Origin of the sequence: Reichenbachiella sp. MALMAid0571, assembly GCF_040151475.1 — a bacterium.
In the GTDB taxonomy this organism is placed as follows: Bacteria; Bacteroidota; Bacteroidia; order Cytophagales; family Cyclobacteriaceae; genus CAXBNB01.
In genome coordinates this window covers 1-14,503 of the sequence record NZ_JBDKWG010000139.1, presented here as the reverse complement: position 1 = coordinate 14,503, position 14,503 = coordinate 1, and the positions used below count along the sequence as shown (strand labels likewise).

Genomic DNA, 14,503 nt, shown 5'->3' with positions numbered 1-14,503 from the left:
TTTTACTTTCGTTTTATCTTTTAAAGCATCTTATTTCCTTACTAACACGATAATGGAATTCTATCCTTAGTTTTTTCATTTCAAATAACTAAGAAGACAGATTTTTATAAAACACTCCTGACACAATTGAACAAGTTAAAAGAATTAACATATGAATATTAAGATTAAAACTACTTCTCTTTTTAGCCTATTTTTATTAATAATGGTAGGATTTAGCTGTAATACAAAAACTACTAAATCCGAAAAAAGCAATCTAAGCGAAGATTTTCCGGAGGCTATGGTACAATTCTCTCCCATTGTATCCAATCCCATTTTTCAAGGAACGGGAACCGAAACCTGGGACAAGCAGATAAGAGAAAGAGGCTATATCCTCTATGAAGACGGGTTGTACAAAATGTGGTATTCAGGATATAATGAAGGAATCTCCGAGGTGAAATATCTGGGCTATGCTACTTCTAAAGACGGTATCAACTGGGAACGCTTTTCAGAAAAACCTATATTAAAAGATATATGGGTGGAAGACATGCATGTGATAAAATACAATAACTTGTATTATATGCTCGCTGAAGGAAAAGGAGACATTACGCACCTGCTCACTTCTACTGATGGCATCAATTGGGATTCAAAAGGAGATATTTCTATTTTTAAAGTAAATGGAGAGCCTATAAGCGAAGGACCTTATGGTACACCTACCATGTGGATAGAAAATGGGAAAATATATCTTTATTACGAACGTGATGACGAAGCTATATGGCTGGCAACTTCTACAGATTTTAAAAACTGGACTAATATGCAGGATGAAGCTGTACTGGAAAAAGGGCCAAAGGAATATGATGCCGGTGCTGTAGCCACCAATCAAATTATTAAATATCAGGGGAAATATTACATGTTTTATCATGGTTCGTCAAACCCTGACTGGATGAAACCGGGAGTTGAAGCACTTTGGACTTCTAATGTAGCCATGTCAACAGATTTGATTCACTGGACAAAATACCCACAAAATCCAATCGTAGAAGGAGACCATTCCAGCCCTATTTTGGTATTCGATGGCATCAAATACAGCCTCTTTACAATGCACGATAAAGTCTGGAGGTACGATCCAAAATGATTTTCATTGCAAAAACATAAATCAAAGTACTCCATTTTAAAGACAAAGGGTTATCAAAAATGTTTTGGGTAAAACATACTTACTTAAAAGTGTTTAAACCAAGACATATATAATACATCCCGGGCCAGGCCAGAAAACTAAACAGCCATAATTTACATTTATGCTCTAAATTTCATACATTGCCTTTCTGACAATCATTTACCCAAAACTTGATTCCCAAAAAGACAAATACATCAGAAAGCCCTTCAAACTATAATACACTAACTGATATAGAGTTGATGAGGCTTCTCCAAAACGGTGAAGAAGCGTTTTTGGAAGTATATAAGAGGTACTGGGACAAGCTGTATATATACGCTCATAATCTTTTAGATGACAAACAAATTTGCGAAGATGTAATTCAGGATGTTTTTGTCGATTTCTGGGCAAAAAAAGATAAAGTCCTAATTTCCAACTTATCTCACTACCTCTACCAATCGGTAAAATTTAAAATTTTCAATGTGTTTAGAAACGGAAAAATTGCTAAAAAACACATAGACAGAATAAATGTCATCAAATTTGTAAACAACACCGAAGAATCCCTGAATTTCAAGGAACTTGAACACTCTCTTCACAATTTACTCTCTCAACTACCAGACCGATGTAGGGAAATTTTTTATGCCAGCAGGTACGAAAACCTATCCCATCAGGAAATCTCCAAGAAATTTAACATTACCAACCAAACAGTAAAAAATCAGGTATCCAAAGCACTCAGGCATTTAAGAGATTCTTTTGACAGCATCTCAATCTTGTGTTTTGCACTGTTTTTTTAGTAAAGAGTTAAACAACCCTAAGCGTCGTTTTTCTATTTCCAATCTGTCATTCATTCTTTTAGTTATTTTTTATAAAATAAATAGAATATCAATGGTACCTCCTGCTGAGTTGAGGTACTATCTATTGTACATTGATAATTAGTAAATAATGAATGAGTCTGAATTAATTAAACTCTTTGACAAATACCAAAACAATATGTGCACGACTGAGGAGGTGCGCATTGTAGAAGATTTTTTGAATTCATTTCAAAAAAATAATGAATGGAATGAATCTATTCATGGTCGTCACAGTGAGGTTGAAAACCGAATTTTTGAAAAATTAGAACAAAAACTTAAACCAAAAGCCAACAAGTCAACAAGCAGGAAACTAATCACAACTTCTTCTCTTCTTGTTGCGGCATCCTTATCCATACTACTGGTACTTAGCATTTTGATGTACAGCAGTGATCAGGATGTTCTGGAAAAATCAAAAGTATCAACAGTCATAAGAAAAGCAGAAAAAGGACAAAAGTATTCCATAGTACTGGCTGATGGAACAAAGGTTCGATTGAATTCAGAAAGCACACTGATATTCCCTGAAAAATTTGCAAATGATACCAGAGAAGTAGAACTGATTGGAGAGGCATTTTTTGAAGTAACTAAAAACCCTAAAAAACCTTTCATCGTCAAGACTAAAAAATTAACCACCGAAGTATTAGGTACCTCATTCAACATTCAGGCGTTTGAAAAGAAAAAATCTTCCGTTACAGTTGTGACTGGCAAAGTAAAGGTGAGTGTCAATCAGTATGAAAAATTAGCTAAAGAAAGCATTCTATTGCTTCCCAAAGAACAAGGTTACATTGATCTTGTTTCAAATGAACTAACCAAAACAAACGTCGAGTTAGATAAAGTTATCTCATGGAAAGACAATACCATTCTGTTCGATCATGTATCAATGAGGGAAGCTGCCGACATTCTGGAAAGATGGTACGATGTAACTATCACTTTTGATAAATCAAATCTAAAAGAATGCCTCATTCTTCGTAGTAGCTATAAAAACGAAAGCCTTGAGAACATTTTGAAAAGTTTAAAATTTATCCAGGGTATCGACTTCCGGTTTGTAAACAGCAAGGAAGTGGTAATTTCTGGAGGTATATGTAAAAACTAAACCAAAATCATTATGCACAACACATCTTAGAATTACCCAACCTATGTGACATACGAAATTGGATATACCTCTCGTATATGCAAAAAAAGACCCGAATCTGTTCGCACCAGACCCGGATCCTACTTATAAATAATTGTTTCACACAATCATTACAAATTTATGTATTTAAAACTACTAAAACTATTGATTTTGACATCAAAACGAGCATTTTATATGTTTTTGGTGCAGGTAATAGCAATGCAGCTGCTCCTAGCTGAGAACTCCAACAGTCAGAGACTCGAAAACATTAAAGTAACTATCAATGTAGAGAGAGCCACTTTGGAAGAAATTTTCGAAAAGTTGGAAGAGAAAACAGAGTTCATCTTTGGGTACAACAAACAAATAATTTCCAAAAATGAAAAGCTTTCTTTTGACTACAAGAAAGAAGGGTTGAACAAGATTCTGAAGAATATCTCTAAAGATACAGGTCTTAAGTTCAGAATGATCAACAATACCATTTCAGTAACGAAAAAAGAAAGTCGTAAACAAAAACCCGTCACGGAAGAAAAAGCAGACATTAGTATTTCAGGAAAAGTTCTTGATGAAAACTCTCAGGGGCTACCGGGTGTCAATATTACTGTAAAAGGACTTGCTCAAGGTGCATTGACTGACATTGAAGGTAATTTTAAAATTTCAGTACCAGATGGTTCTGCTGTCTTAGTATTCAGTTATGTTGGATATATCGCACAGGAAGTAACAGTTGGAAGTCAAACATCTATCAACATAAGCATGGAATTAGATGCTCAACAATTGGATGAATTGGTGGTAACTGCTCTTGGTATAGAAAGAGAAGCAAGTACCTTGACTTATGCTCAACAAACTGTTGATGGCGATGAGATAACCAAAGCGAGAGATATTAATTTCTTGAATAGCCTTTCCGGTAGAACTGCTGGTGTGGAAATCAAGAAAAGTTCCGGCGGACCAGGAGGATCAACAAGAGTGCTTTTGAGAGGCGATAAATCCTTAACTGGTGATAGCCAGCCCTTATTTGTTATAGACGGTATTCCAATGGCCAATAACAGAGGTGGCCAGCCTGGCATGTGGGGTGGAGTTGATGGTGGAGACGGAATGTCTCAAATAAACCCTGATGATATCGAAAGTATAAGTGTCCTTAAAGGATCTAATGCTGCTGCACTTTATGGAAGCCAGGGAGCCAATGGTGTTGTCATAATCACAACAAAAAAAGGTAAAAGCGGAGCAGCCAAAGTACAGTTTAGTTCCGGTTTCACATTTGAAAGTGTATTATTAAAGCCAGACTTACAATACAAGTATGGAGCTGTAGGAGGAATCAAAGAAAGCTGGGACACCAATCCGGGTAACTACGCTGACAATTATGTAGATGATTTTTTCAGAACCGGGACCAATAGAATCAATTCTGTTTCTATTAGTGGTGGTACTGACAAGACTCAGACATATTTTTCTTATGCGAATGTGGATGCAAAAGGTATTATGCAAAATAACACCTATGACAGAAACAACCTTACTTTTAAGCAGTCAACCAAGTTGTTGAATGACAAGTTGAAAGTAAGTTCGAGTGTTATGCTGTCTCAGGAAAAAGCAGAAAACCGTCCGGCAGCCGGATATTATTTGAATGCTTTGACTGGTCTTTACAGATTTCCAAGGGAAAGGGATTACAAAATTTATAAGGACAATCCAACCATACTTGACCCAGATAGAAATGTAGAAGTTATGAACTGGTTTGTTGTTGACCACCATCAGTCCAATCCGTGGTTTATACTTGAGGGACAGCCAAGTGTGAATCAAACCAAACGTGTGATCAGCAGCCTTAACTTAGATTACGAAATTTCTGACAAAGTCAGTTTATCTGTAAGAGGCAATATTGATTTTGCAGATAAGCTAAATGAGACTCAATATGCATCTGGGGGAAATACTACCAACATTCATCCCAATGGTGCCTGGAATTACAGCAAATTCACTGATCAACTAACTTACACAGATGCTATATTAAAATACAATAATAATTTTGAAGATTTTAGTCTGGGAGTAATAGCCGGAACAAGTTATCAAAAGACAACTTATGGTAAAGGAGTAAGTGTGAATACAGGTACAAATGGATTGTTATATGCAAATGAATTTTATTTCCAAAACCTTCCACAAGTAGTAGCGGTAAACTCGACATTGACCAGTAATGTGATCAAACAAGGTTTGTTTGTAAACACAACCTTCGGCTTCAAAGACATGTTGTATTTTGATTTTTCAGGAAGAACTGACTGGGCATCTACCTTAATTGGCACAGGAAATGAGAATTATTTTTACCCTGCGGTTGGTTTAACTGGTATCATAAGTGAAATGTTTAGTATGCCCGAACCAATTAGTTTCGCTAAAGTAAGAGTATCATTAAACAGAGTAGGCCTTGAATTGCCCTGGAACTATATAATACCATCCAATACCGTTGATGGTGCTTCAGGAGGGGTTAACCGCGGCACTATTGCTCCAGGTACTGAGTTGAAACCAGAGATTATTACGACAAAAGAGTTTGGAACCAACTGGCGGTTTTTGGATGATAGAATAGGTTTTGACTTTACTTACTACAATATCACAAGTAAAGATCAATTTTTAGAAGTAGCAGCACTTGCCGGGTCTCCATACAATACCAGAGTAATAAATATAGGAGAAATAAACAATAAAGGGATTGAAATAATTGCAGATGCCACACCAATTTTCACCACTAATTTCAAGTGGAAAACTACCCTTAACTTTTCTAAGAATGTGAATACGGTTGTTTCGGCAAACCCGGACAACCCAGATAATTTTATATCTACAGGTTCTTCTGAAGGTTATGAAGCTAAATTTAAAGCAGGTGGTTCTATTGGGGACATATATACATTAAGCTTTCTTAGGGATGACCAGGGTAGAATAATGCTTGAAAATGGTGTGCCACTCAAAACAGCTACAGAAGATTTTGACTTAAACTACAGAGGAAATCTAAATCCGGTATGGAGTTTGGGTTGGACCAACTCTCTGGACTATAAAAATTTCTCACTGAACTTTATCGTAAATGGTAAATTTGGAGGAAAAGCGGTTAGTAAAACAGAAGCTATGCTCGATGAGGCGGGAGTATCACAAAGAACAGCAGACGACAGAGATCAGGGATTCACTACAATCAATGCGGTTCAAGATGGTGCTACTGTCACTCAAATTGTCCCAGAAGATTATTATCGCACCATTGGTGGTAGAAATGGTATCATGGAGCCTTATGTGTATAGCAGAACAAATGTTAGGTTAACGCAGATGTCATTATCTTATAATACGAAACTGACCAGTCTTGCTTTACCTGTTAGTTTCTCAATTGTTGGTCAGAATTTACTGTTCTTATACATTGACGCACCATTCGATCCTGAGTTGGCAATGAGTACCAATAGAAATAGCCAGTCATTGGACAATTTCAATGTACCAGCAACCAGAACTATTGGTTTTAACATCAACATAAGCTTTTAATTTAGAGAGATATGAAAAAGAATATATTTATATATACTACAGCAGTACTAGCATTTCTATTTTATGGCTGTACTGATAACTTTGAAGAAGCCAATACGAATCCTTATCAGATTTCAGATGAATCGTTAAGACAGGATAACAATCACGTTGGAGCATTTTTCCCAACCATGCTTGGCAATATATTTGGAGATCAAATTGAGCACAATCTGGCTCACGATTCCTGGACACGTCAACTAGGTACACCAACACCTTTTACAAGCGGTATAAACAACACTACCTACTACATTCGATGGAATACTTACTGGGATCGTTGTTACAATAATGTGTTTGGTCCTAGTGGAAAGGTAATAGAAATAGCGGAGGCTGAAAATAATGAAGTATTTGTAGCCTGGGCAAAATTGGTTAGAATTCTTTCTGCATCAAGGTTGTCTGCCTATCATGGCCCTATTATTTATACAAATTACGGGTCTTTGGAAAACACCATTTTGTACGACAGTGAAGAAACATTATACAATACATGGTTCGCAGAGTTAGATGAAATTGTTGCTACTCTGACAGCTAATTCAGATTTTGGAGGTATGACAGCATTTGACGCCAGTTATGGTGGAGATATACCAAGCTGGATTAAGTTCGCCAATAGTATGAGGTTAAGACTTGCCATGCGTATTTCAAAAGTGGAACCAGCATTAGCTAAAGTCCAGGGTGAAAAAGCAATAGCTGCAGCAGGTGGTTTGATAACAACTGCTGCTGACGATTTTAAAATAAAGTTATATGCAGGATTTTTCCCCCCTGCCAGAATTAGTTTTGGATGGGGTGATACACGTATGAGTGCTACTATGGAATCCGTACTCGTAGGCTATGAAGATGGCAGAATTTCCAAATATTTCGATCCTGCTACTGACAATACTTTATACCCTGATCATCCTTCTTATCCATACAAAGGAATCAGAAATGGAGCATTATTAGTAGCCAAAGATGACAGACTTACTTTTTCCAACATCAGTTCTGATTTTAATCCGACCACTTCTGATGGGATGCGTCGTTGCTTTATGTCAGCCGAAACTCACTTTTTATTAGCTGAAGCAGCACTAAGAGGCTGGGCAGGTGCCGGCTCAGCACAGGAGCACTATGAGCAGGGAGTCAAAGACTCATTTGCAGAATGGGGTGCTGCTGGTGCTGCTGACTATCTTGCAGATGATACTAAAACACCTATTGACTATAATGATCCCAAAGCTGCCGGTGAGATTAATGATTTTGTAAGCCGCATAGATGTGACTGTAAAATGGGATGAAGCAGCCGACAATGAGATCAAACTGGAAAAAATAATGACTCAGAAATGGATTGCTGCCTATATGAATACCATAGAGATATGGGTGGATCATCGCAGAACAGGGTATCCTAAGCTCCCATATAACTATAAAAATGATAGTAATGCAGATTGGGGTGTTATTGCCAAGGATGCTGATGGGAAAACCATTGACTTCCTTAGAAGATTGCCATTTGTAAATGCTGAACGTAACAACAACACAGCAGGTGTAGCAGACGCTACTACTAAACTGGAAGGCCCGGATGAAATAGGTACGCCCCTATGGTGGGATACTGGTGGTCCAAACTTTTAAATTGATTTAATTAAAATTAACCGGGTTGTTCAAAAGGCATTGTTTTTTTGAACAGCCCTTTTTTTATCATTAATCCTTAAAAATAGCCTTAAAAGCTCAATAGGGAATCATCAAACAACACCTCAGGGTAATCGTATTTAAAAATTTACACTATCCCCTGACTCCTGACTGCCCTGAACAACACCTTTGGGAAGTCAATAATAATAAACTAGAAAAGAAGTATCAAAAAATATGGAGAAACTATTCAAGACAATTACTACTTCAATATTAATAACTGCTTTATATAGTAGCTGTGGAAATGATTTTGATATCAATTACAAAGACAATAAGCTTTTTACCTCTATACCTGCCAGTTATTCTAATATAGGATTCATCAACAGCGTACAACAATCCAAAGAAAACAATCACATCATTAATGTTGAATTTATATCAGGAGCAGGAGTTGCAGTGGGAGACATCAACAATGACAACTTACCTGACCTTTTTTTTACCGGCAATCAGATAAGAGACAAACTCTACCTAAACAAAGGTAAGTTTCAGTTCGAAGATATTTCTGATAATGCCGGCATTACAAATGACAATAAGTGGTCCACTGGTGTCACTTTTGTCGATATTGACAATGACGGTGATCAGGACATTTATGTGTGTCGCAGTGTCTATCTGGAAGATGAAAAAAGTGCCAATCAACTCTATATCAATAACGGTGACCTAACCTTCACTGACCAAGCCAGTACTTATGGTTTGGACGATCATGGATTTTCTGTACAATCCATATTTTTTGACTTTGACAAAGATGGTTTAGTCGATATGTATCTGGTAAACCAACCTCCAAGTATTCCCGGACAAGGTGGTAAACTAAACAAGTCGATGGCTTCTAATCGGCTATTCAGCGATAAGCTCTACAAAAACCTGGGCAATAATAAATTTGAAGATTTTACAGATCAAACCAACACAAGAAATTTTGCTTTTGGACTGTCTGCATCCGTGGGTGACTTCAACAACGATACCTGGCTGGATATTTATGTAACCAATGATTTTGATGTAGCAGACCATATTTACCTCAATCAACAAGACGGTACTTTCAAAGATGCTGCTTATCAAGCAGCCAAGCACATATCAAACTTTAGTATGGGCAGTGATGTAGCAGATTATGACAATGACGGCAACCTGGACATTATGGTAGTCGATATGATGGCAGAAGATCATAAAAGGATAAAAACGCACATGGGGGCAATGAAACCTGAAGCATTTTGGAAACTGGTAAACGAAGGTGGACACTACCAATACATGTTTAATACACTCCAAAGAAATAATGGCAATGGTACATTCAGTGATCTGGCTCAATTAGCTGGGGTCACCAGTACAGATTGGAGCTGGGCTCCCTTATTTGCTGATTTCGACAATGATGGCCTTAAAGATATTTTCGTCACCAATGGTGTCAAACACAACAATCGATACAGCGACCTTACTGCCCTATACGACCATAAATTGGATAGCCTCAACAGCATAGCAAAGAAAAAAGGAATAAATCCGAGCGAGTTAGTCGATGTAATGGATTTTGTGGATCTGGCACCAATGGATAAGCTGCCAAATTACATCTACAAAAATAATGGCGATTATACTTTCAGTAAGAAAATTGATGAGTGGGGTATGGAAATGAAAACCCTATCCAATGGTGCAGCCTATGCCGACTTAGACCTGGATGGAGATTTAGATCTAATCATCAACAATATCGATGATAAAGCCCTTTTATATAAAAATAATACCATTGAAAGTGGTAAGGGTAATTATTTGCGTTTCAAGTTAAGTCCTTCTGAAAAGCAAAATGTATATGGCACCAAAGTTACCCTATATCAAAAGGATAAATTATGGCAAACATTCCAATTGGCCAACGCAAGAGGATATATGTCCAAAAGTGAAGACATTGCCCACTTCGGAGTAGGGGTAGAAACCTCGGTGGACAAGGTGGTAATAGAGTGGCAAAACGGAATGAAAAATATTCTGGAAAATGTAAATACCAATCAACTGGTTGTAGTCAGTCAAAAAGAGGCAGAAGCAACGCAACAGGTATCGGCAGATATTGCTAAAAATCTTTTGTTTAAAAACAGTGCTCAGGATTTGGGGTTGAATGATATACTTCATCTGGAGAATAATTATGATGATTATGCCAAAGAAGTACTGTTACCACATAAGATGTCTGAATTTGGCCCCTGTATAGGTGTTGGAGATGTCAATGGTGACAACAGAGATGATTTTTATATGGGAGGATCGGCAGGACATTCTGGCACATTATTCATACAAAACAAAAATGGGAAGTTCGACAAAATAGAAAAAGGCGCATGGACACAGGATCAAAAATCCGAAGATATGGGAATTACATTTCTTGATGTAGATGGCGATAATGACCTGGACATATTTGTGGTAAGCGGAGGAAACGAATTTAGCCCGGAAGATCCGGCACTTCAGGATCGGTTGTACTTAAACAACGGGCAAGGCACGTTTACAAAAAAAATAAATGGTGTTCCCCAATACCTGTCGAGCGGATCGTGTGCAGTACCTTATGATTATGACAAAGATGGCGACATGGATTTATTCATAGGAGGCAGGCTAATTCCGGGGAAATACCCCCACCCTGCCAGCAGCCATTTACTGGAAAACAGAAACGGTACCTTGTATGAGGTATCAAAAGATAAAGCCCCGGAACTAAACAATCTCGGACTGGTAACTGCAGCCAACTGGGCAGATCACAATAATGATGGACTCATTGACTTAGTAGTTGTTGGCGAATGGATGCCAATTACTTTTTTCACACAAACCGCAAATGGACATTTCGAAAAACAAATTTTAGACGGACTGGAGGATAGTGAAGGATGGTATTACGAAGTACAAGCCCATGACATGGACCAGGATGGAGATGAAGATTTTATTGTAGGAAACCTGGGCCTCAACTATAAATATAAAGCCTCAACTCATGAGCCTTTTGAAGTCTATAGCTCGGACTTTGACAACAACGGCAGTCTGGACATTGTACTGAGTTACTATGAGCATGGAGAAGCATTTCCAGTAAGAGGAAAAGATTGCTCTACGCAGCAAATACCTGATATCGGTAAGAAGTTTGGTACATACGAGAAATTTGGTGATTCCAACCTTAGTGAAGTATATGGAGAATCTCTTAAGGAAGCTTTAAATCTTCAGGCCAAAACATTTGCGTCAGCCTACGTTGAAAACCTTGGCAATGGTAGTTTTAAAATAGTTCCCTTACCCAATCAGGCACAGGTGTCCTCCATTAACAATATTCTGATAAAGGATTACGATGGTGATGGAAATAAAGACCTGTTAATTTCCGGAAATTTGTACTCCTCAGAAATTGAAACACCCCGTAATGATGCCGGTACAGGATTGTTGCTTATTGGTGACGGAAAAGGCAATTTCGATCCAATGTCTATCCAGAAAAGTGGCTTTTTCGCTCCCTTCGATGCAAAGGAAATGACAACCATTAAAATAGGGAGCAAGGAAGTAATACTGGTAGGCAATAATAAGGATGTTCTTCAGGCCATAGAATATTACCCTCCCACATCTTTATAGTAAACCCATTAAAAATATTCAGAATTCGTTATACAATGAATGTCAAGGTATTTCATATACTCATTTCAGTGCTTATATTATTCATTTCGGCAGGGTGTGACCCTATCCAAAATAACCAGACCAGGATAAAAATATATGAAGCAAAAGTGAAACCAGACAGTATTACCCAACTGATGATACAAAAGGTAAACGAATCATATCTCACAATAGACCCTGAAAAAGCAGGTTATGTTTTGAATAAAAAAAGAGCAGGTAAAATCCAGCAAAAATTGGGCGAAATGGAAGTTGGAGCAAAACGAAACCTAGTCATTTATGACTATGGCATTGAACTGCTCCGGTCTGGTGAAACAGATAAGGCTATTGAACTTTTTGAAAGCTTTCACAATTTTTACCTTGAAAAACCCCTTCCAAATAAAGACAAGGCTATGACGGAATTTAAAACACAACTGGCCATTTGCTACCTGAGAAAAGCCGAGCAGGAAAACTGCATCACCAACCACAACAATGAATCCTGCATTATCCCAATTTCCAAAAAAGCCCAACATATCAATAAGGAAGGTTCTATGAAAGCAATAGGCTATCTTGAAGAATTGCTAGAAATCAACCCCTATGATTATGAAATTCAATACCTTTTGAATGTTGCTCACATGACCCTGGGCGGATACCCTGATAGTGTGCCGGAAGAATTTCGGATACCGGAAGCATATTTTAATAAAAATGAGTTTCCCAAATTTCAAGATATAGCAATGGATCTTGGGGTAGATGTCAATGAATTGTCGGGAGGCATTTGTCTGGATGACTTTAATAATGATGGATTTCTGGATATTATGGTGTCATCATGGGCTTTTAACAGTCAAATCAGATACTTTGAAAATGACCAAAAAGGTGGCTTCATTGACAAAACATCCTTTACAGGATTGGTTGGTGTCACTGGTGGGCTAAACCTTAAGCAAGCTGATTATAACAATGACGGAAATTTAGATTTTATCATTTTGAGAGGAGCCTGGTTGGAAGACTATGGCAAAATACCCAACTCACTGATCAGAAATAATGGTGATGGCACCTTTAGTGATGTTACTATGGAATCTGGTATTTATTCTCCCCGGCCAACTCAGACAGCTATATGGGCTGATTTTAATCTGGATGGCTTATTGGATATATTTATTGCCAACGAATCTACTCCCAAAGGAAAAAACAATTGCCAGCTTTTTCTGAATAGTCTGAGCGGAACTTTTAGTGACATAGCTCAAATTGCAGGCATTACGGAAACTGGTTTTTTCAAAGGAGTTGACACGGGTGACATCAATAACGATGGTTATCCGGATTTGTATATTTCCAATTTTAACGGTAAAAACCTATTATACATCAATGCCGGCCTTGAAAATGCCCTGTCGTTTAACCTGGCTACAGATAGTATTGGAGTATCCGGGCCAATCCAAAGTTTTTCCACCTGGATATTTGACTACAACAACGATGGTTTTGAAGACATTTTTGTTTCCGGCTATTCATCAGGCAATATCTCTCCATCAAACATGATGATGGCCAATATCATCAATCCTGATGACTATCGCCTGGAGGAACGAAGGCCAAAGCTGTACAGAAACAATGGGGATGGCTCATTTGCCAATGTTGCACCTGAAGCAGGGCTCACTGAACCTGTAACCACTATGGGTTGCAACTTTGGCGATCTGGACAATGACGGATTTTCGGATTTCTATCTGGCCACCGGAGATCCGAGTTTTCTATCGATAGTTCCCAACAAAATGTACCGCAACAACAATGGAAAAACATTCGAAGATGTAACCTATAGCGGTGGTTTTGGGCATATTCAAAAAGGCCATGCCGTTGGGTTTGGAGACCTGGATATGGATGGCGATCAGGATATATATGCCGTAATGGGAGGTGCTTATGAAGGGGATAATTTCCAAAACATCCTTTTTGAAAACCCCATTGGCAATACCAACAACTGGATAAATATAGTACTGGAAGGCAGTAAAAGTAATCGTTCTGCTATAGGCGCTAAAATCATAGCAACTATTCAGGAAACAGGTATAAGCAGGAAAATTTATCATACTGTCGGTACAGGTGCCAGTTTTGGAGGCAATAGTTTGATGGCTGAAATAGGATTAGGCAAAACAAGTACCATTGACACTCTGGAAATCATCTGGCCAAATAAAGAAAGGAGCACTTCCCGTTTCACCAATGTAAACACTAACGCCACCATTAGAATCAAGGAAAACTCAAATGAAATTAAAAACCTTGACCTGAAAGCTGTAGCTTTTAAGAAAATGGGGGAGCATCATCATTGACCGATTAACACAATCGATGGCATACAGACACAGCAAGGGGATGGAATGTGACATTTTTTATATTATTCTCAATAAAACACATCAAGAGCAGGTAGCTCTCCCCTGTCAACTGGTGGAAGCCCATGATATATTTTATAGTCATTTGATCCAGACTGTAATTCTTCAAAAGGTCCGGGATATGATTCCTCCTCTGTGAGGTTGTACTGCTGGATATAGTGAGAATTCCATCTAGTGTTGTCTTGTTTTAGAGGTTTTTCGTTTAGGGAGAGTTGTACAGATTGGGTAGCGGGTAGATAGGTAGCACTAATGTTTTTCATAACCTGCGCATCAGAATCATAGTGCATAGAATGAACTTGCCAGAATTTTTGCCATTCATTCAAATCCATTTCAACCTTTTTTCCATCCACTGTGACCTCTTCTGTTTTTAC

General features: G+C 37.9%; 8 protein-coding genes. 7 read left to right on the top strand and 1 reads right to left on the bottom strand.

Going from position 1 to position 14,503, the window contains the following annotated elements; translation table 11 throughout:
- The first annotated feature begins 151 nt into the window (after positions 1-151).
- The 7 genes from AAOP42_RS15100 to AAOP42_RS15070 all read left to right on the top strand — a co-directional run bounded on the left by AAOP42_RS15100 (position 152) and on the right by AAOP42_RS15070 (position 14,075).
- A complete protein-coding gene (locus tag AAOP42_RS15100) occupies positions 152-1,108 on the top strand; it encodes a glycoside hydrolase family protein (RefSeq protein WP_349529376.1) in 957 nt (318 codons plus the stop codon).
- 209 nt (positions 1,109-1,317) lie between these two features.
- Positions 1,318-1,917 carry an RNA polymerase sigma factor gene (locus AAOP42_RS15095; RefSeq protein WP_349529375.1) on the top strand — a complete coding sequence of 200 codons (600 nt, stop codon included), beginning with the start codon at positions 1,318-1,320 and terminating at the stop codon, positions 1,915-1,917.
- 196 nt (positions 1,918-2,113) lie between these two features.
- Entirely contained in the window at positions 2,114-3,064 is a 951-nt protein-coding gene (locus AAOP42_RS15090; RefSeq protein WP_349529374.1) for a FecR family protein, read from the top strand.
- A 189-nt stretch (positions 3,065-3,253) separates the two neighbouring features.
- Positions 3,254-6,562, top strand: coding sequence for a SusC/RagA family TonB-linked outer membrane protein (locus tag AAOP42_RS15085; protein ID WP_349529373.1), 3,309 nt, complete (start codon positions 3,254-3,256; stop codon positions 6,560-6,562).
- An 11-nt stretch (positions 6,563-6,573) separates the two neighbouring features.
- Entirely contained in the window at positions 6,574-8,181 is a 1,608-nt protein-coding gene (locus AAOP42_RS15080; RefSeq protein ID WP_349529372.1) for a SusD/RagB family nutrient-binding outer membrane lipoprotein, read from the top strand.
- Positions 8,182-8,412: 231 nt separating this feature from the next.
- Positions 8,413-11,766 (top strand): VCBS repeat-containing protein, encoded by a 3,354-nt coding sequence (locus AAOP42_RS15075; RefSeq protein WP_349529371.1) that lies wholly within the window; start codon positions 8,413-8,415, stop codon positions 11,764-11,766.
- Between the two features lie 35 nt (positions 11,767-11,801).
- Positions 11,802-14,075, top strand: coding sequence for a CRTAC1 family protein (locus AAOP42_RS15070; RefSeq protein WP_349529370.1), 2,274 nt, complete (start codon positions 11,802-11,804; stop codon positions 14,073-14,075).
- 68 nt (positions 14,076-14,143) lie between these two features.
- Here AAOP42_RS15070 and AAOP42_RS15065 read toward each other — a convergent pair.
- Positions 14,144-14,503: hypothetical protein (locus AAOP42_RS15065; RefSeq protein ID WP_349529369.1), on the bottom strand; the 360-nt coding region annotated here is incomplete at its 5' end.